The organism is Sphingomonas sp. GW821-FHT10C01 (assembly GCF_059415525.1).
In genome coordinates this window covers 126,065-146,072 of the sequence record NZ_JBWKNK010000002.1, presented here as the reverse complement: position 1 = coordinate 146,072, position 20,008 = coordinate 126,065, and the positions used below count along the sequence as shown (strand labels likewise).

General features: G+C 65.5%; 17 protein-coding genes. 3 read left to right on the top strand and 14 right to left on the bottom strand.

What is annotated here, in order from left to right; all coding sequences use genetic code 11:
• The first annotated feature begins 37 nt into the window (after positions 1-37).
• A complete protein-coding gene (locus tag AC07M1_RS12725; protein ID WP_495162986.1) occupies positions 38-1,006 on the top strand; it encodes a 2OG-Fe(II) oxygenase in 969 nt (322 codons plus the stop codon).
• 41 nt (positions 1,007-1,047) lie between these two features.
• Here the strand turns inward: AC07M1_RS12725 and AC07M1_RS12720 are convergent, their stop codons facing one another.
• The 3 genes from AC07M1_RS12720 to AC07M1_RS12710 all read right to left on the bottom strand — a co-directional run bounded on the left by AC07M1_RS12720 (position 1,048) and on the right by AC07M1_RS12710 (position 4,237).
• A complete protein-coding gene (locus AC07M1_RS12720) occupies positions 1,048-1,458 on the bottom strand; it encodes a hypothetical protein (RefSeq protein WP_495162985.1) in 411 nt (136 codons plus the stop codon).
• Between the two features lie 90 nt (positions 1,459-1,548).
• Positions 1,549-2,583 carry an alanine racemase gene (gene alr, locus AC07M1_RS12715; RefSeq protein ID WP_495162984.1) on the bottom strand — a complete coding sequence of 345 codons (1,035 nt, stop codon included), beginning with the start codon at positions 2,581-2,583 and terminating at the stop codon, positions 1,549-1,551.
• A 52-nt stretch (positions 2,584-2,635) separates the two neighbouring features.
• On the bottom strand, positions 2,636-4,237 hold the full coding sequence (locus AC07M1_RS12710) for an MFS transporter (protein WP_495162983.1): 1,602 nt from the start codon (positions 4,235-4,237) through the stop codon (positions 2,636-2,638).
• A gap of 455 nt (positions 4,238-4,692) precedes the next feature.
• On the opposite strand from AC07M1_RS12710, the gene AC07M1_RS12705 reads away from it, so the two are divergent.
• Both AC07M1_RS12705 and AC07M1_RS12700 read left to right on the top strand, forming a co-directional pair.
• On the top strand, positions 4,693-6,318 hold the full coding sequence (locus tag AC07M1_RS12705; protein WP_495162982.1) for an NAD(P)/FAD-dependent oxidoreductase: 1,626 nt from the start codon (positions 4,693-4,695) through the stop codon (positions 6,316-6,318).
• 33 nt (positions 6,319-6,351) lie between these two features.
• The gene (locus AC07M1_RS12700) at positions 6,352-7,776 is read left to right on the top strand and encodes a transglutaminase-like domain-containing protein (protein ID WP_495162981.1); all 1,425 of its coding nucleotides are present in this window, start codon (positions 6,352-6,354) and stop codon (positions 7,774-7,776) included.
• Here the strand turns inward: AC07M1_RS12700 and AC07M1_RS12695 are convergent.
• From AC07M1_RS12695 to AC07M1_RS12645, 11 genes are all read right to left on the bottom strand, one after another.
• A complete protein-coding gene (locus tag AC07M1_RS12695; protein WP_495162980.1) occupies positions 7,754-8,203 on the bottom strand; it encodes a hypothetical protein in 450 nt (149 codons plus the stop codon). The genes AC07M1_RS12700 and AC07M1_RS12695 overlap by 23 nt on opposite strands.
• An 80-nt stretch (positions 8,204-8,283) precedes the next feature.
• Complete coding sequence (locus AC07M1_RS12690) at positions 8,284-9,594, bottom strand: cation:proton antiporter (protein WP_495162979.1); 1,311 nt, start codon at positions 9,592-9,594, stop codon at positions 8,284-8,286.
• Between the two features lie 111 nt (positions 9,595-9,705).
• Entirely contained in the window at positions 9,706-11,055 is a 1,350-nt protein-coding gene (locus tag AC07M1_RS12685; protein WP_495162978.1) for a hypothetical protein, read from the bottom strand.
• A gap of 96 nt (positions 11,056-11,151) precedes the next feature.
• A complete protein-coding gene (gene metH, locus AC07M1_RS12680) occupies positions 11,152-13,752 on the bottom strand; it encodes a methionine synthase (protein WP_495162977.1) in 2,601 nt (866 codons plus the stop codon).
• 21 nt (positions 13,753-13,773) lie between these two features.
• Entirely contained in the window at positions 13,774-14,298 is a 525-nt protein-coding gene (locus AC07M1_RS12675) for a GNAT family N-acetyltransferase (protein WP_495162976.1), read from the bottom strand.
• Between the two features lie 2 nt (positions 14,299-14,300).
• Positions 14,301-15,347, bottom strand: coding sequence for a homocysteine S-methyltransferase family protein (locus AC07M1_RS12670; RefSeq protein ID WP_495162975.1), 1,047 nt, complete (start codon positions 15,345-15,347; stop codon positions 14,301-14,303).
• Positions 15,344-16,261: a methylenetetrahydrofolate reductase gene (metF, locus tag AC07M1_RS12665; RefSeq protein WP_495162974.1), complete on the bottom strand. Its 918-nt coding sequence runs from the start codon at positions 16,259-16,261 to the stop codon at positions 15,344-15,346. Before metF ends, AC07M1_RS12670 begins: the two co-directional genes overlap by 4 nt.
• Complete coding sequence (locus AC07M1_RS12660; protein ID WP_495162973.1) at positions 16,258-17,217, bottom strand: ArsR/SmtB family transcription factor; 960 nt, start codon at positions 17,215-17,217, stop codon at positions 16,258-16,260. The genes metF and AC07M1_RS12660 overlap by 4 nt, the downstream gene beginning before the upstream one ends.
• A gap of 129 nt (positions 17,218-17,346) precedes the next feature.
• Complete coding sequence (locus AC07M1_RS12655) at positions 17,347-18,369, bottom strand: glycosyltransferase family 4 protein (RefSeq protein ID WP_495162972.1); 1,023 nt, start codon at positions 18,367-18,369, stop codon at positions 17,347-17,349.
• A gap of 11 nt (positions 18,370-18,380) precedes the next feature.
• The gene (locus AC07M1_RS12650; RefSeq protein ID WP_495162971.1) at positions 18,381-19,268 is read right to left on the bottom strand and encodes a UDP-2,3-diacylglucosamine diphosphatase; all 888 of its coding nucleotides are present in this window, start codon (positions 19,266-19,268) and stop codon (positions 18,381-18,383) included.
• Positions 19,269-19,351: 83 nt separating this feature from the next.
• Entirely contained in the window at positions 19,352-19,960 is a 609-nt protein-coding gene (locus tag AC07M1_RS12645; RefSeq protein ID WP_495162970.1) for a glutathione S-transferase family protein, read from the bottom strand.
• Between the last annotated feature and the right edge of the window lie 48 nt (positions 19,961-20,008).

Here is a 20,008-nt window from a genome sequence, read left to right as displayed (position 1 = left end):
CCTTTTTCTTGCCTGCCGTTCAAGCTATCCCGTTCGCATGACGTTCAACATCGCCGACGCACTCACGCACGCCGAAGCAGGCCGAACCGATCAGGCATTGGAAATGCTGAACGCGGCAGCGGACCGCGACAATGTCGACGCGCTTATGCAGTTGGCCGTCTGGTCGCTGACCGGTCGCTTCGTGCCGGAGGATCATGGGCAAGCGCGGAAGCAGCTCCGCCGGGCGGTCTCGATCGGCCACGTCGATGGCGCGCTGATGGAGGTCGCCCTTACCGCAAACGGCACCGGAGGCCCCGCCGACTGGTCGGAAGCGCGCCGCCTGCTCGCCGAAGCGGCCGCCGGCGATTATATCGCGGCCGGACAAAAGGCCCTGCTCGATCAAATGGCGCTGGCCCCCGACGGGAGCCCCTTGGCGGCCGCGGAATCCCGCCTGCTATGCGATGATCCGCGCGTGGTGCACCTGCCCGGCTTCCTGACCGCCGACGAATGCGCGCACATCGCCACGGTGGGCGGCGAACTGCTCGAGCCGGCGCGCGTCATCGACCCGGCGACCGGCCGCTGGGTGCCTCACCCGATCCGCACGTCCGACAATGCCGCGATCGGCCCCGCGCGGGAGGATCTGGTGACCCGGGCGATCAACCTGCGGATCGCTGCCGCAAGCGAAACCGACGTCGCCCAGGGCGAGCCCTTGACGCTCCTGCGCTATCGGCCGGGTCAGGAATATCGCCCGCATCTCGATACGATCGCAGGCGCGGAGAACCAGCGTATCCGTACCGTCCTCATCTATCTCAATGGCGGGTTCCGGGGCGGCGAGACCAGCTTTCCCCTGCTGGGCGTCAATGTGACCCCACGCGGCGGCGATGCATTGATGTTCGATACGCTGCGGCCCGACGGGACGCCGGACACCCGGACACAACATGCCGGGATGCCGGTGGTCGAGGGCGTCAAATGGCTGGCAACGCGTTGGATCCGGACCGCGCCGGTCGACCCCTGGACACTGTCCTAGGGTTCACGGCCGGGCACCCGCAGGGCGACCCGGCCGCATGATTATTTCGAGCCGGTCTTCACCCGCTCATAGGGCACGAAATCACCCAGCAGGACGAAGCCGCTCCACATCTTGGAACTGCGGTCGATCAGATCGACCTTGTCGACATTGCAGAGCTGAGCGCCATAGAGCTTGGTCAGCAGAATATCGTCATCGTCGAGGTTGTCGGCGCCCGAACGCGGACGGTTGACATACAGCTTCGATCCGCTGCGATAGACGATCGCGGTCTTGTCGATGATGGTGCTGTTGTCCATCGCATGCGTGGGCAGGCACTTGACCGCCTTTCCGGCCACCCGGCCTTCAAGCATCTTGGCCAGCTCCGCCTCGCCCTTAGCGTTGACCTGCTCGTCCGCGATTGCGGCACCGGGCAACGCGACCAGCGCGAGCGCAGCGGCTGCAAACAACTTACGCATCGGTATTCTCCGTTCGATATCAGTAACAGGTTACTTGCTAGCGCTAACTTTCTACCCGTTTTGAGCTTTCGCTACCCTGAACCAATTGGATCAATACCACATCCGATCGTACCGTGCACCAAGACCCGTCAACAGCTCATATTGCGACATACCTGATAGCGCCGCGGTGGCGGGTAGCGCATAATCGATCGCGACCCAGTCCCCTTCAGCAAGCTCCGGTGCGCTGCTGACGTCGATCGCGGTCAGATCCATGGACACCCGCCCGATCACCGGGACCTCTTGCCCCCCGACCCACGCGCGCCCTTTGCCCGAGAAGCAGCGCAGATAGCCGTCGGCATAGCCCAGGTTGACGATCGCCACCTCGGTTTCGGTCCCCGCGGTCCAGGTCATGTTGTAACCTACGCCCTGCCCCACCGGCACCCGTCTCCGCTGAAGCACCTGCACTTCCGGAGTTACCACTTGGCGGATCAGCCCTTCGAACGCCGGGACCGGCACGGCGCCATATAGCGCTACTCCGGGACGGGTCAGATCGAAGGCATAATCCTGACCTAGCGCAATCCCCGCCGAGTTCGCGAGACTCATCCGCCGCGCCTTCGACTTACCCTCGAGAGCGACGAACCTGTCACGCTGAATCCGGTTGAGCGGCACATCCTCATCCGCGCTGGCAAGGTGACTCATCAACGTTTCGACCTCAAGCTCGTCAAGGAGCCCCGCCGCCACATCCTCGGGCTGGATGCCCAGACGATTCATGCCGGTATCCACCATGACGTCGCACACCCCGCCCCCCGCTTCGCGCCAGCGCCGTACTTGCTGTACGGTATTGAGGACCGGACGCACGGTTGCAGCGGTCAAGGCGGCGGCAACGTCTTCTTCACGCAAGCCATGGAGAACAGCGACGGGCACGCCAAGATCCGCTAGGACGGCTGCCTCGCTCCAGGTTGCGACGAAGAAATCGCGGCACCCCGCTTCTGCCAGCCGCCGCACGACCTCACGCGAACCAAGGCCATAGCCATTGGCCTTCACCGCGGCTCCGCACGCCGCGGCCCCGCTCATCTCGGCAAGGGTCCGCCAGTTGGAAACCAGGGCGTCGCCATCAAGGCGCAGGCGCAGGGGTGCGGTGATCATGCCGCCCGGTTAGGCTCCCGCGCCGGCCGCCGCAACGGCCCAGACTTCCCGATCACACGTTCTTCTGCAGATCGCTTTCCTTGAGGAAGAACAACGTGACGAGCAGCGCCATCGCCACCACTGCCCAAGTGTACCACAGCCCAGAATAGGGGTTGCCGCTCTTGGCCACCATATACTGGCTGATCAACGGCAGGAATCCGCCGAAATAGCCGGTGCCGATATGATATGGGATCGACATCGAACTGTAGCGGATCCGCGGCGGGAACAGCTCCGTCAACAACGCCGCGACCGGGCCATAGGTCGCGCCCGAGAGCGCCGCCAGAGCGACGATCGCGATCAGGATCAGCACGATATTGCCGGGCGTCGGGATCACCCGGTCGAAACTATAGCCGGCGTCCGACAGTGCCTTGTCGATATCGGCGGTATCGGTTGAGATCACCGGCACGCCATTCACCGACACCGACGCCGAGGGTGTGATCTCCTTGGTATAGGGAACGCCCTTCTTCGAGAGATAGTCGAGCAGTTGGCCGCACGTATCCGCTTGTTTGGCCGCAAAGGGGTCGTAGGCGCAGGTAGGACCCGAGACGATCACGGGTGCGTTGCGCTCTGCCTCCGACAGGGCCGGATTGGCGGCATGGCCCATCACCCAGAAGATCGGAAAGAGCAGCAGCAGCGTGAAGCCATAGCCGATCACGATCGGCTTCTTGCGCCCGATCCGGTCGGACAGCTTGCCGAACAGGATGAACCAGAACAGTCCCGCTGCCGCGCCTCCGGCGGCCAGCAGCTGCGCCGTCACCGTATCGACCCGCATCGTCCCCTGCAGGAACGAGAGGACCGAAAAGGTCGCGGTGTACCAGATCACCGTAAGCCCCGCCGCGATCCCGAACAGCGCGACGAACAGCCGCTTCCAGTTGCCGGGGTAGGTGAAACTCTCCTTGAGCGGGTTGCGCGCGATCTCGCCCGCATCCTTCATCGCCTTGAACACCGGGCTTTCGCTCAGCTTCACCCGCATCCAGAGGGAGATGGCGAGCAGGGCGATCGAGAAGAGGAAGGGCAAGCGCCAGCCCCAGTCGTTCCATACATTCTCGGTCATGGTGAAGCGCGTGATCAGCACCACGGCGAGGCTGAGGATGAAGCCCGCCGACACGCTCGCCTGGATGAAGCTGGTGTGATAGCCGGCCCGCCCCTTGGGCGAATGCTCGGAAACATAGATCGCCGCGCCGCCATATTCGCCGCCGAGCGCCAGTCCCTGAAGGATGCGCAGCCCGATCACGATCGCCGGCGCCGCCGCGCCGATCGAGGCATAGGACGGGACGAAGCCCACCCCAGCCGTCGCGACGCCCATCAGCGTGATCGTGACGAGAAACGTGTATTTACGCCCGAGCTTGTCGCCCAGATAACCGAACAGCACCGCGCCGAGCGGGCGGAAACCGAAGCCGACCGCGAACCCGGCCCAGGCATAGAGCGTCTCAAGCACCGGATTGCCGGTGGCGAAGAAGGTGCGGCCGATGATCCCCGAGGCGGCGAGCGTGCCGTAGATGAAGAAATCATACCATTCGAACACCGTGCCGAGCGACGATGCGGTCACGACCTGCCGCATCTCGCTCTTGCTCGGCTCATGCTCCGGCCGGATGTCGTCCGCCACAGTCGCCATTCAGAATCCCCCAACCCCGTTCTGGGGAAGGGTTTAACGGGTTGAAGCGGTCCGGCAAGTGCAGCGCCGTCATGGGCTTGCTGCGTTCGCCGGGTGGCGTTTGCGCAACGTGCTTCCAATGTTGGATTTCGTCTGATCTACCCTGGGCGGTGGAGCGCTGGCCGACATTTCCGAATTCAAACGCGCGCGGCGCTTCGCCGGCGCCCAAGTGGCGCGCAAGTGGCGCGTTGCCGTCGCCAACCCGTCGCGTTTCCGTTCGAAACCGTCGCTTCAGCGTCGCGTCGCTGGCGCGCCACAGTCGCTCGAGTGTCGCCCGGGTGTCGCGTCGCAGGCGCGAACCCGTCGCATTCCAGTCGCGTCGCCCGAAAAACCGGCCTTTTCCGTCAGGTTTGTCATGTGGCCCCCCGCTCGCGGCTTACTGGAAACCGGCGCGCATCCGGCCTAATGCCCTCCACATGCTTCGTCTCTCCGGCCTCTCCCTTCCCCTCGATCACGCACCCGAAGCGATCGCGCCCGCGATCTGTCAGCGACTGGGCATCGAACCCGGCGACCTGACTTCGTGGACGCTGTTCAAGCGCGGCAACGACGCGCGCCGGCGCAGTGCGATCCTGCTGGTCTACACGCTCGACATCGACCTGAAGAACGAAGCGGAGGTGCTGGAGCGGCTGGCCGGGGACAAGGACGTCCGCCCCACCCCCGACATGGCCTATCGCCCGCCCGTGACCGCGCCCCAAGGCTGGTCGGGCAAGCGGCCCGTGGTGATCGGCGCGGGGCCGTGCGGCCTGTTCGCGGGCCTGATCCTTGCCCAGATGGGGTTCAAGCCGATCATCCTCGACCGCGGCAAGGTCGTCCGCCAACGCACCAAGGACACCTGGGGCCTGTGGCGCCAGGCCAAGCTCAACCCCGACAGCAATGTCCAGTTCGGCGAGGGCGGCGCGGGCACCTTTTCCGACGGCAAGCTCTATTGCCGGGTCAAGGACCCGCGCTTCCTGGGCCGCAAGGTGCTGGAGGAGTTCGTCAAGGCGGGCGCGCCCGACGACATATTGTGGGAAGCACACCCGCATATCGGCACCTTCCGCCTCGTCACCATGGTCGAGAGCATGCGCCGGACGATCGAGGAACTGGGCGGCGAATATCGCTGGGAAACCCGCGTCGACGATCTTGAGCTGGAACGCCTGACCGACGGCAATCAGCGCGTGCGCGGGCTGCATCTGCATGACGGCGGCTTCCTGGAAGCCGATCAGGTGGTGATGGCGGTCGGCCACAGCGCCCGCCCGACCTTCGAGATGCTCCATCGTCGTGGCGTGTTCCTCGAAGCCAAGCCCTTTTCGATCGGCGTGCGGATCGAGCACCCGCAAAGCTGGGTCGATCAGGCGCGCTACGGCAAGTGCGCGGGCCATCCCGACCTTGGCGCCGCCGCCTATAGCCTGGCCCACCACGCATCGAACGGGCGCACCGTCTACAGCTTCTGCATGTGCCCAGGCGGGCGCGTCGTCGCCGCGACCAGTGAGGAAGGCCGCGTCGTCACCAACGGCATGAGCCAATATTCGCGCGCCGAGTTCAACGCGAACTCCGGCCTGGTCGTCGGCATCGATCCGGCACGCGACTATCCCGGCGGCCCGCTCGCCGGGATCGAGCTGCAGCGGCATTGGGAGAGTCTGGCGTTCGAGGTCGGCGGCGGCAATTACCACGCCCCCGGCCAACGCGTCGGCGACTTTCTCGCCGCCCGACCCTCGACCGCGCTTGGCGAAGTCACGCCGAGCTACAAGCCGGGCGTGACGATGACCGATCTGTCGCGCTGCCTGCCCGATTTCGCGGTCGAGGCGATCCGCGAGGCGCTGCCCGTGTTCGGCCGTCAGATCGCGCGTTACGACCATCCCGACGCGGTGATGACCGGGGTGGAGACGCGCACCTCTTCCCCCGTGCGCATCACGCGCGGCAAGGATTTCCAGAGCCTCAATGTCGAGCGGCTGTTCCCCGCCGGCGAAGGCGCGGGTTATGCCGGCGGTATCCTCTCCGCCGCGATCGACGGGATCAAGGTCGCCGAAGCCGTGGCGGCAAGCATCGTCGCGGAACGCTAGCCAGCCGAAAGACCCCCGGCTAGGCTGAGCGCGATGCCCCGCGCGCGCCTCCTCGCCCTCACCGTCCCCTTGATCGTGAGCGCGGCGCAGCCCGCGGAGTCGATCAGCTGGTATCTGATCACGGACGACGCCGGCGCGGTGCTGGGCCATGCCACCCGCGAAAGCCTGGCCCGGACCGATGGTCGCGAGGTCATCGACACCCGCACACTCTTCCTGACCGAAGCGGGTCAGCGGGCATCCCGGATCACCGAACGCACGGTGACGCGGTTAGACGCGGCCGGACGCCCGGTTACGATCACCAGCATCGCCCAGCATGGCCGCAACACCACGCGAACCGAAACGCGTATCACCGCCCAGGCTGCCACCGTTACCCGCCAGACCGCGCGCGACCGTCATGTCCAGCATGTCCCGCTTCCGCCCGGCACGCGGCTCGACAATGGCGAAGGATTGCTCGCGGGGTGGGATCGCAAGGCGCCGCTCGACTTCGCCAACTTCAATCCCGCGACGATGACGGTCGAGCGGACCACGATCGAACCGGCCCCGATCCAGCGCCCCGGCGGGATCACGATCCTGCGCAAACGCCATGAGGACGGGCAGTTGCGGGGCATTGTCCGCCTCGATCTCGACGCGCGCGGGCAGGTCATGGCGGTCATCCAGCCGATGTTCGGCACTGCTGTGGTGACTCGGCCCACCGATCGCGAGACCGCGTTGCGCGATCATCCACCCTATCGCGTGCTGCGCAGCGTGATGCGCAAATCCCCGGTCCGCATTCCACCGGGCGCGGTCAACGGCCAGATTCGCTACCGCTTCGGCTTTCGCGACGGCATCGCCTTCGTCCCGCCCGCCACGCCCGAACAGCGCGTTCGGGTGGAGGATGAGAGCGTGACGTTCGATGTCTGCGCGGCGTGCGGCCCGGGCCTGCCCGTCGATCCAGCCTCTCTCGCCGCCGCGCGCCGCGCCACCGCCTGGCTCCAGCGCGATCATCCGCGCATCCAGGCCATCGCCGCGCCGGTCGCGAAGCTCGATGTCAGCGACACGCGGAAAATGATGCTGCTTGCGGAGCGGGCGAAGAAGGTGATGACCCGTGTCGACTTTATCGGCCACTTCACCGCCGTCGATGCGCTCGCACGCGGCGCGGGCGATTGTACCGAGGATGCCGTGATCCTCGCCGCGCTGGGCCGGGCAGCGGGGATCCCGACCAAGGTGGCCAGCGGCCTGGTCTTTTCACGCGAACGCTATCACGGGGTCAGCAATGTGTTCATGCCGCATAGCTGGACACTCGCCTATGTCGATGGCGCGTGGCGCAGCTTCGACATGTCGCTAGACGGCTTTGACGCGACCCATATCGCGCTGACCATCGGCGACGGCGATGCGCGATCGATCGGTGCGGCGGGCCAGCTTGCCGGTCTGCTCGACTGGCAATCGCTGGCGGAAGTCAGGAAGCGGGCGTCGCCTTGACCGGAGCCGGTTCCGCCGGATCGTCATAGACGACGGGCAGCTCGGGCAGCGCCGCATCGGCCGCATCCTCGACCTGAACCAGCCGGGCGTTCTTCGGATCCTTGATCCCGCCGACGATGACCTCATCCAGTGCTTCGGCGGGTATCGTCGCCTCGATCGCCGCCGATACGGCATCCTGCGCATGGGCCGGTGCGGCCATCGCCGCCACCGCCAGCGCGGCCGCCGCGATCGCGGGCCGCACCGGCAGCGTATAACGCACGCAGACCTCGGTCTCGCATCCGCTCAGAAACGCTGCCCGCTCCCCGTCCGACCAGCCGGATAGGTCGAATACGTCGCGCTTGCACATGCGGCAGAAATCGCCGTCGAGCACCGTCGCCAGCTGGCTCTTGTACGGGCACGGGCTATCGATCTTCGGAAACCGGGCCATTCCCCTCTCCTTCGATATCTGCACGCATGATAGCGCAGTGACAGCCCGGAGTCAGTCCCCGGACCGCCCTGTCGCGCGGATCACGCCGAGGCCGGCTTCGCCTCCACCGCCGGCGCCTCGTCCTGCACCTCGCCCAGCTCGCCCAGCGCGCCTTCCGCACGTGCCTTGCGGCCATAGACCAGCTCGAACAGCGGCGACGCCATCAGCGTCGTCACGATCGCCATCACCACCAGGATCGAGAACAGCGCCGGGGTGATGATCCCGCGCTGAAGCCCGATGTTGATGATGATCAGTTCCATCAGGCCGCGCGCGTTCATCAGCGCGCCGATCGCCATCGCGGTCGGATTGTCCTGCCCGGTCAGCCGCGCCGCGCCCCAGCAGGCGACGCCCTTGGCGGCGATCGACGCGACCAGGATACCACCCGCGATGAGGAACATCGACGGATCGGCGAGCAGCGACAATTGCGTATTGAGGCCCGAGAAGGTGAAGAAGATCGGCAGCAGCAGCACCACCGTTACCGGCTCCAGCGTGCGGCGAAGCTCCGTCGCGAACACGCCACGCGGCATCACCGTGCCGAGAAGGAAGCCGCCGAACACCGCGTGCAGCCCCGCCCAGTCCATGCCCAGTGCCGCCGTCGCGAACAGGATGAGCGTGACGCCCAGCAGCGACTGTGAAACCTTGCCCTCACGCTCCGCGATCCGGCCCAGCGGCGCGAGCAGCTTCGGCCCGGCAAAGAGGATAAACAGAGCGAGCAGACCACCGCCGACAATCGCCTTGACCGCTACCATGGGTCCGGCGCCAAAACTGGCGAGAACGATCGCGAGCACGGTCCATGCCGCCGCATCGTCGATCGCGCCGGCCGACAGCGACAGCGTGCCCAGACGCGTTTCGCTGAGGCCGCGCTCATGAATGATCCGCGCCAGCATCGGGAAGGCGGTGATCGCGATCGCCGCGCCCATGAACAGGGTCGCCTGGAACTGCGAGACCCCGGCGGTGAACAGGCCGCCATTTGCCAGCAACAACGGGGTGATCAGCACCGCGATGCCGAACGGCGCCGCCATGCCCGCGATCGAGACCGACGCCGCGCTCTTCACATTGGCGCGGAACTCGTCGCCGCGGAACTGGAGACCGACGAGGAACATGTAGAGTCCGACACCCAATTGGGCGAGGACGAAGAGCAGCGTGCGGCTGTCCTTGGGGAACAGTGCCTGCTGGATTTCGGGGAAGAACAGACCGAACAATGATGGGCCGAGAATGACGCCCGCAATCATTTCTCCGACAACTTGCGGCTGCCCCAGCCATTTTCGCGCCGCCCAGCCGACGACTCGGGCCGCGGCGATGATGAGCGCAAGTTGCGCGAAGAAATAGATACTTAGCTCGGCTGGTGCCATGGTTTCGCTCCCCCAATTGGGCTAAATTGGACTTAATTGGTCCTGCCCAATGGCAACGCTATCACCGGACCCGGCGGGCACGCAATATCGCGAGCGCCCTGCCGGCGCCTTTCACGGCTCGACGGTTTGCACCTCGCTCTGCTCGGACGGATTGAGCAACTGGTCCAGTTCCGCTTCGGCCTTCAGCCGGTCGATACGGCGCTGGACTGACTTGGTCTCGCCGTCCCGCATCGTCTCCGCGGCGGCAAGTCCACCCGCCAGCGCATCGGCAAGGCCCTGTCCGGCGCCGCCCGACTTGTGCGAGATGCTGACGATCCGCCCGTCGGCGGCGAATTCCGCCGCGCTTGCCTTGCTTTCGAACGCACCTGCGCCCAGCGGAAGGATGAAATAACCGGACAGCTGCGGTACCGTCACCGACTTGCTGTCGATCTTCTTGAGTGTCGCGAACGCGGACCCACACGCATCGTTCGGTTTCGGATCGGCTTTGATCGTCGCAGTCGCCTCGCGCAAGCTTGCCTCGACCAAGACGGGGCGCAGATAAACGAACCGGTCTTGCATATGACGTGCAAGCCGCTTGTCGCCGCCGACCCCGCGATCGCGCCAGGTTCGCCACGCGAAATGCTCGGTCGGTTGCGAGGCGATGAGCGCGTCGCGGTCGATCGCAAACCGCACGCAGAAGCCATCCCTCCCGGTCTCCTGCTCCGGCACGCTCGAATCGAACCATTTCGACATATCCAGGGGCTTCGCCCAGCCATGGATGAAATAGCGCAACTTCTTTGTGTCCGGATCGATCACCGGCTGCTTCGCGAGCAGCTCCGCCGGTGACTCCACCTCGAGCTTCACGCTGGTCGACAGGGTGAGCTGCTTCTCAAGCTCGACCATCCGCGCGCGGCTTCGCTCGTACACCGCCTGATCCAGCGCGGGAAGCGCGGGTCCCGCCGCGATCCGGGTTTCGAATTTCCCGACATCGTCCTTGTGCCGCGTCCATTCCCTGACCGCTTCGCGCATGACCTTCGCACATTGCGGCGGTTTCGGCGGCAACACGCCGTCGTTCCAGGACTTGAGCTCCATGACGCCTGCCGCGGCACCGACAGGCCCGAGCGAGATGAACCCCGCGGCGGATTTGAGCAGCGAAGCGACGACCGCCCCACCCTTGCCTTCGCCCTCGGCATTGATCGTCTTGAGCGTGCCGTTCTCGTGAAAGGTCAGCGCTACGCTACGGCTGGCGAGAAACGGGCTGGTCGAGTTGATACGGACCAGTTCGCCGGCCGCATAGGCGCCGGTGATCGATACCTGGGTCGCGATCTCCGCGTCTCCTGCCGTCGGACAGCTCAGCAACCGCGCCTGCCATCCGGCCGCGGCCGTTCCCTTGGGCAGGTGATAGAGCAGCTCCTGCGCAGCTGCTGGAAACGGCAGAGCAGCGAATACCGTGCCCACGAACAGGACGAGTCGTTTTTCCATGATGCCCCCCGGCTTCCATGTGGAGCCGGGATCATGCCACGGACGAGGCAGAGCGCCGAGTCTTCAAATCCGAAACGGTTGAGTCGGCCGCCGGTCTCAGTCGAGATTGGGCCGCAGCCAGCGCTCCGCCTGCTCGATGCCGACGCCGCGCCGCGTGGCATATTCCTCCAGCTGATCGCGGCCGACGCGTGCCACGCCGAAATATTCGGCCTGGGGGTGACCGAAATAGAAGCCACTCACCGCGGCGGTCGGCAGCATCGCGAAGCTTTCGGTCAGGCTGATGCCGGTGCGCTTGTGCGCATCGAGCATGTCGAACAGGATCGGCTTCAGGCTATGCTCGGGGCAGGCCGGATAGCCGGGCGCCGGACGGATGCCGCGATACTCTTCCTTGATCAGCGCATCATTGGTCAGCTGCTCGCCCTCGGCATAGCCCCACAAGGCGGTGCGGACATAATGGTGCAGCCGCTCGGCGAACGCTTCAGCCAAGCGGTCCGCCAGCGCCTTCAAAAGGATGTCGGAATAGTCGTCGATCGCGTTCTTGAAGCGCGCCAGATGCGGCTCGATCCCGTGGATACCGACCGCGAAGCCGCCGATCCAGTCGCCCTGCCGGTCGATGAAGTCTGCGAGGCACATATTCGCCCGGCCCTCACGCTTCTGGATCTGCTGGCGCAGCATCGGCAGCGTGACGTGCTTCTCATCCTCGACATGAACGATGATGTCGTCGCCGTCGCGGCGGCACGGCCAGAGCCCCGCGACACCGCGCGCGGTGAGCCACTTCTCGTCGACGATCTTGTCGAGCATCTTCTGCGCGTCCGCGAACAGGCTGGTCGCGCTTTCGCCCACCACCTTGTCGGTCAGGATCGCGGGGTAATTGCCCGCCAGTTCCCACGCGCGGAAAAACGGCGTCCAGTCGATATACTGGCGCAGATCCTTGAGATCCCAATCGGGGAAGCTGTGCACGCCGGGCATGCGCGGCTTGCCGGGCTTGAGGCTCATGTCCGCGTCGAACGCATTGTCCCGCGCGACCGCGATCGGCACCAGTTCGCTCTGCCCCTTGTTGGCCCGGGCGATGCGAACCGCCTCGTACTCCCCGGCAACCTTGGCGACATATTCGTCGCGGATCGTATCGGAGACGAGCGTGGTTGCGACGCCGACCGCGCGGCTGGCGTCGAGGACATGGACGACCGGACCGTCATAGGCCGGCGCGATCTTGAGCGCGGTATGCACCTTCGACGTGGTTGCGCCGCCAATCAGCAGCGGCATCGTCATCTGCGCGCGCTTCATCTCTTCGGCGACGGTCACCATCTCGTCGAGCGAAGGCGTGATCAGGCCGGAGAGACCGATCATGTCGGCGTCATTCTCGTTCGCCGACTCGAGGATCTTCGTCCAAGGCACCATCACGCCCAAGTCGACGACCTCGAAGCCGTTGCACTGCAGGACCACGCCGACGATGTTCTTGCCGATATCGTGGACGTCGCCCTTGACGGTCGCCATCACGACCTTGCCCTTGCCCTTGGAACCCGGCTCCTTCGACGCCTCGATGAAGGGCAGCAGGTGCGCGACCGCCTTCTTCATGACGCGCGCGGACTTCACCACCTGGGGCAGGAACATCTTGCCCGAACCGAACAGGTCGCCGACGACGTTCATGCCGTCCATCAACGGCCCTTCGATCACCTCGATCGGGCGCGCGGCCTTCTGGCGGCATTCCTCGGTATCCTCGACCACATATTGGTCGATGCCCTTGACCAGCGCGTGTTCGAGCCGTTTCTCAACCGCCCAGCCGCGCCATTCGGCGGCCTGCTTCTCGGCCACGGCGTCCGTGCCGCGAAACTTCTCGGCCAGCGCCACGAGCCGTTCTCCGGCATCGGGATCGCGGTTGAGGATGACGTCCTCGCACGCGGTGCGCAGTTCCGGCTCGATCTGGTCATAGACGTCGAGCTGGCCGGCATTGACGATCGCCATGTCCATGCCGGCGGGGATCGCGTGGTAGAGGAACACCGAGTGCATCGCCTTGCGCACCGGCTCGTTGCCGCGGAACGAGAAGGACAGGTTCGACAGGCCGCCCGAGATATGCACGTGCGGGCAGCGCGCCTTGATCTCGCGACACGCCTCGATGAAGTCGACGCCGTAGTTGTTGTGCTCCTCGATCCCGGTCGCCACCGCGAAGACGTTGGGGTCGAAGATGATGTCCTCGGGCGGGAAGCCGATCCCGACGAGAAGGTTATAGGCGCGCTCGCAGATCTCGACCTTGCGATCTCTGGTGTCCGCCTGCCCGACCTCGTCGAACGCCATCACCACCACGGCGGCACCATAGGCCATGCACTTGCGGGCGTGCTCGAGGAACTGGTCGACGCCTTCCTTCATGCTGATCGAATTGACGATCGGCTTGCCCGAAACGCACTTCAGCCCCGCCTCGATCACGTCCCATTTCGAGCTGTCGACCATCACCGGGATGCGCGCGATGTCCGGCTCGGCCTGAATGAGCTTCAGGAAGGTCGTCATCGCCTCGTGCGCGTCGAGCAGGCCCTCGTCCATGTTGACGTCGAGCACCTGCGCGCCGCTCTCCACCTGCTGCAGCGCGACCTCGATCGCGGCGGTGTAATCGCCCGCCATGATCAGCTTCTTGAAGCGCGCCGATCCGGTGACGTTGGTCCGTTCGCCGATGTTGACGAAGGCGGTGGAGGAGCTGGTGGTCATTTGTCTTTTCTGTTCAAGGGTTCATGCAGCGAGGGGCCGGGCAAGCACGACGTCGTCGAACAGCTGCCCGCCGACGTCGAACTGGCGCTCGCCGATGAGCTCAAAGCCCTGCTTGCGATAGAAGGCGATCGCGCGGGCATTGCGGGCATAAACGCCGAGAAGCAACCTTTTGTGTCCCGTCGCACCCGTAACCGCCGCCGCCATCAGCGCCGCGCCCACGCCCGTGCCGTGAAAGCGCGAGAGCAGGTAGATGCGCTTGAGTTCAATATCGCCGTCCTGCGCGCCCGGAAGATCGGGCGCGGCCAGCTGCGCGAAGCCGACCGGGGCACTGCCCGGCGCGGTCTCGGCAATCCAGGCGCGACTGCCGTTGGCCAGATAGGCCGCAAAGGCTTCCGGCACATAGGATCGTGCGCAATGCGCGACGATCGCGGCACCGGGCAGAACACCCGCAAAGGTTTCGAGGAAGGTCGCGGCCCCGATCAGCGACAGCGCGGCGACGTCGCCCGCCCCCGCCTGGCGGACCTGCCAGCTCTGCCCATCGGCCATGGTCAGGCCGCCATCGTGAAGGGCTCGAGACCCGCGAGCCGCGTCCGCACTTCCGGCACGGGAATCGCGCGCGGCGGCAACCCGGCCACCGCGTCGGCGATCGCCTTGATATGCGCAGGCGTCGACCCGCAGCAGCCGCCCAATACATTGACCTGTGCCTGCTCGGCCCATTCGCCGACCAGCCCGGCGGTCGTCGCCGGCGCCTCGTCATAGGCGCCCAGTTCGTTGGGCAGGCCCGCGTTCGGATAGACCATGATCAGCGTGTCGCAAAGGTTGCTCAGCGTCTTCACATGGGGGCGCAACTGCTCGGCGCCGAACGAGCAGTTCAGCCCGATCGTCACCGGCTTGGCATGACGCACCGCGTGCCAGAACGCCTCGACCGTATGGCCGGAGAGGTTGCGGCCCGACAGATCGGTCAGCGTCATCGACAGCATGATCGGCAGGTCGCGGCCCAGCGCCTCGCCCGCCTCGATCGCGGCCATGATCCCGGCCTTGGCGTTGAGCGTATCGAACACCGTCTCGATCAGGACGAAGTCTATGCCGCCCTCGACCAGCGCGTCGATCTGCTCGCGATACACATCCTTCAGGTGATCGAAGTCGATCTCGCGATAGCCGGGATCGTTGACGTCGGGCGACAGCGACAGCGTCTTGTTCGTCGGCCCGAGCGCGCCAGCGACGAAGCGTGGACGGCCATCCTTCGCCTCGAACTCGTCGGCGATGGTGCGCGCCATCTTCGCGCTCTCGTAATTGATCGCATGAACCAGATGCTCGGCACCGTAATCGGCCTGGCTGATCCGGTTGGCCGAGAAGGTGTTGGTCTCGGCGATGTCCGCTCCCGCCTCGAAATAGGCGCGGTGGATCGACGCCGGCACCTCGGGCTTGGTCAGCGCGAGGATGTCGTTATTGCCCTTCTGGTCATGGGTCAGGCCCAGGTCGCCGGCATAGGCGGCCTCGTCGAGCTTCCAGTTCTGGATCTCGGTGCCGAACGCGCCGTCCGTGATCAGGATGCGCTTGGCGGCTTCCGCCATCAGCTTCTCGCGCGCGGTCATGCCGCCTTCTCCCCGCTCAGATCCTGTGGCCGAACGCCCAGCAGATGACAGATCGCGTACGACAGCTCCGCGCGGTTGAGCGTGTAGAAATGGAACTGGCGCACGCCGCCAGCATAGAGCTTGCGGCACAGTTCCGCCGCCAGCGTCGCAGAGACGAGCTGCCGCGCGGCCGGATGATCATCCAACCCGTCGAACAGGCGTGCCATCCAGCCGGGCACCGCAGTGCCGCACATCGCCGACATCTTCTGCACGGCGGCGAAGCTCATCACCGGCATGATGCCCGGGACGATTTCAGCGTTGATTCCCGCAGCCGCGACCTGATCGCGGAAGCGCAGGAAGGTTTCCGGCTCGAAGAAGAACTGCGTGATCGCGCGGTTGGCGCCGGCATCGATCTTGCGCTTGAGGTTATCGAGATCGTGCGCCGCGTCGGGGGAGTCCGGGTGGCACTCGGGATAGGCCGCGACGGAGATTTCGAACGGGTGCAGCTTGCGCAGGCCCGCGACCAGCGCGGCTGCGTTCTCATAGCCGCCGACCGGCGAAACGAACTTCGCGCCCGCCGTGGGCGGATCGCCGCGCAGCGCGACGATGTGGCGGACGCCCGCTGCCCAATATTCCTCGGCGACCGCGTCGATCTCCTCACGCGTCGCCTCGACGCAGGTGAGGTGCGCGGCGGCGGCGATCGGCGTTTCGCGCGCGATGCGGGCGACGGTGTTGTGAGTGCGTTCGCGCGTCGATCCGCCTGCGCCATAGGTGACGGACACGAAGCGCGGCCCCAGCGGCGACAGGGTCTGGATCGACTCCCACAACGTCTCTTCCATCTTCTCCGTCTTGGGCGGGAAGAATTCGAAACTGACGTCGATATCGCCGGCCACGTCCGCGAACAGCGGCGCACCCGGATCCAGAACCACACTCATGCTGCCATCACTTTCCCAAAAGGCTGACCCGATTTTCGCGCCAGCCACAATTTCACCGTCAATTCGCCGCCCTCGAGCGTCTCGGTCTTGACCGGCGCGAGACCGGCGGCCTCGAACCAGCCGAGCATCTGCTCATCCGAGAAGCCGAGCCGCACATGCCCTTCGCGCTGGCGCAGCTCCTCGCGATCATGCGGCGCGAAGTCCGCGATCAGCAGCCGTCCGCCGTCGCCCAGCACCCGCGCCGCCTCACGGATCGCGGCACCCGGCTGCTGCGCAAAGTGGAGGACATGATGCAAGATCGCCGCGTCTGCTTCGTCATCCGCCATCGGCAGCGCGTAGAGATCCGCCTGGCGCAGCTCGGCATTGGCCAGCCCCTGCCCCGACAGCTTGGCGCGCGCGAGCCGAAGCATTTCCGAGCTGCGATCGATGCCGAGCGCGCTCTTCGCCTTGGGCGCGAACAGTTCGAGCATGCGGCCGGTGCCGGTACCGATGTCGATCAGCCGTTCGATCGCCGTATCGCCAAGCGCTGCGGCCATCGCCGCTTCGACCTCGCTTTCGGCGACGTGGAGCGAGCGGATCGCATCCCAATCGCCGGCGTGGGTTTCGAACCACTCTTCAGCCGCCGCCGCGCGATCGGCGCGAACCGCCGCCAACCGCGCGCTGTCCGCCACCGCCCAGTGATCGGCATCGTCCGCCGACCAGGCATCCAGCGCGGCCAGCACGGGCCGAACATGGCGATCATCGCCCAAAGCGACGAACACCCAGCTGCCTTCCTTGCGCCGCTCGGCCAGTCCGGCGTCGCAGAGGATCTTCACATGCCGCGACACGCGCGGCTGGCTCTGCCCCAGCACCTGAGCCAGCTCGCCCACGCTCAGCTCCATCGAGCGGAGCAGCGCAAGAATGCGCAGCCGCGTCGAGTCCGCGAGCGCGCGGAAGATTTCGAGAGCGATCTTCATGGGGTTATAGATATAAAGATATCTTTATATCAGGTCAACGGCGCGCATGACTTCCGATAGGCGCACAGAAGGACGCGGCGTAATAACCGATCCCTTTTCCCGGCGATACCGTAACTTGATAACCGGACGTCAGGCCGCGCGCGCTTCCTCGACGATCGGGACCAGCGCCATCAGGAACTGATGGGCGCTCGCTTCCCAGGTGAAGCCGCGGCCATAATCGGCACAGGCCCCGCGATCCCTGGTCAGCGCCGTGGCGATCGCGACATCGAGATCGTCGTTCATCGCCCCGGTTTCAGGCGTCAGGATATCGACCGGCCCGGTCACCGAATAGGCAGCGACTGGCGTGCCGCACGCCAGCGCTTCGATCATCACCAGCCCGAATGTATCGGTCTTGCTCGGGAAGACGAAGACGTCGGCGGCGGCATAGGCGCTCGCCAGCTCAGCCCCGAACATCGACCCCAGGAAGCGTGCCTGCGGATATTTGGCCGCCAGCGCCGCCCGTGCCGGACCATCGCCGACGACGACCTTGGTGCCCGGATGCTTCGAGGCGAGGAACGCCTCGAGATTCTTCTCGACCGCAACACGGCCGACATAGAGCTGAATCGGGCCTTCCAGTTCAGCCATCGCCGGGTGCGGATCGAGACCTGGGCGGAAATTGGCAAGATCGACCCCCCGCCCCCAATGCCGTACCTGCGTCAGGCCGTGATCGACCAGCGCCTGCCGGATCGAGGGAGTGGAGGCGAGGATCGACTGGGCGGGCGCATGAAACCAGCGAATATAGCGCCACACCCACTCCGCAGGTACGCCCGAACGCGCCTCGACATAGTCGGGGAACTGGGTGTGATAGGCGGTGGTGAAGGGAAAATCATGGCGCAGGCACCAGCGCCGCGCCGCCACGCACACCGGCCCCTCGGTCGCCAGATGTACCGCATGCGGCGAAAACTCGTCGAGCAGATCGCCGATCGTCCGGCTCCGCACCATAGCCAGCCGGATCTCGGGATAGGTGGGGCACGGCACCGAGTAGAACAGGTCGGGCGAGATCACGAGCACCTTATGCCCCTGCGCCTCAAGCACCTTGCGCACCGCCTGGAGCGTACGGACGACACCGTTCACCTGGGGTTCCCAGGCGTCGGTCACGATCGCGATCCGCATCTCTTGCTCGATCAAGCTGCCGCCAGCGCCTCGACCCGTTGCGGGTCGAGAGGCTCGCGTGCTGCGATCTCGTCGGCCCAATGGAGAATTTCCATCCGGCCATCGTAATGCTCGACCAGCGCGGTGCAACCCTCCACCCAATCGCCGTCGTTATAATAGTCGATCCCGTCGATGTTGCGCATCTCGGCGGTGTGGATGTGGCCCGCGATGACGCCGTCCACGCCTCGCGCGCCGGCTTCCTTCGCGACAATCTCTTCAAAGCCGCAGATGAACTCGACCGCGTTCTTGACCTTCTGTTTTGCGTGCTTGCTCAGCGACCAATAGGGCAGTCCGCGCCAGCGCCGGTATTTGTTGCACCAGCGGTTGAGCGCCATCACCGCCGTGTAGGCGGCGTCGCCAAGATGCGCGAGCCAGCGGTGGGACATGGTGATCGCGTCGAACTCATCGCCATGCAGCACCAGCAGGCGCCGTCCGTCAGCGGTCTGGTGGATCGCCTGGCGCTTGATCTCGACCCCGCCGAAATTGAGGCCGGTGAACTGGCGGAAAATCTCGTCATGGTTACCGGGGACATAGATCACGCGCGCGCCGCGCTTGGCCCGCTTGAGCACGCGCCACACGATGTCGTTGTGCGCGGCCGGCCAGTAGAACTTCTTCTTGAGCTGCCAGACATCGATGATGTCGCCGACCAGGTAGATGGTATCGCTGTCGACATGGTCGAGGAAGTCGATCAGCATCTCCGCATTGCAGCCGCGCGTGCCGAGATGAATGTCGGAAATCCAGATGGTGCGATACTGCTTGCGCCCGCCGATCAGCCGTTCGGGGATCGCCGGGTTGGAAGCGGCGAAATCCGCGAGATCGGTGACATGTCCGTCGAACGGAAGCCGAGTGATCGTGGCCATATGCGCCCCGCAACAAGTCCTTGCCCGGGGCGCTAATGGCTTTCGAATGTTACAGTCGCGTGCGTTCCGGCGTCATCGCGCTGTCACGCGGTAATGGGAATATAGCCCTTCAGCTGCTCGACACGCGCGATCCACGCCCGCACCGCCGGCCAGGGCGACAGCTCGAACCCACCCTGCTCGGCAACATGCGTGTACGCATAGAGGCAGATGTCGGCGACGCTCGGCCCATCGCCCACCAGCCAGTCGCGGTTCGCCAGATGCTCATCCATCAGCTTGAGCGCGGCCACGCCACCGTCGCGCTTGCCGGGCAGCATCGCGCGCTGAAGGTCGGAGAGATTCTCCTCCCCCACCCAGCCCAGCCAGAAGCGCACCGTCGCGATATTGGGTTCGTGGTTATATTGCTCCCAGAACATCCAGCGCAGCATGTCCGCGCGGTCGAACGGATCGGCCGGGATCAGTCCCGACCCCTCCGCGACGTAGAAGGCCGCGGCGTTGCTTTCGGGCAGGAAGCGAGCGCCATCCTGCAGCACCGGGATGCGGCCATTGGCGTTGACGTTCGCCAGAAAAGCCTCGGTCCGCGTCTCGCCCTTCAGGATATCATACTCACGCCGCTCGATCGGCTTGCCCGCCAGCGCGGCGGCAAGGCGGATCTTGTAGCAATTTCCCGACGCGGAATATTCGTGCAGGATCAATGTCGATCTCCCCCTGTTGAACGCGCAACCGCGCTGCCGGTGCCGCTA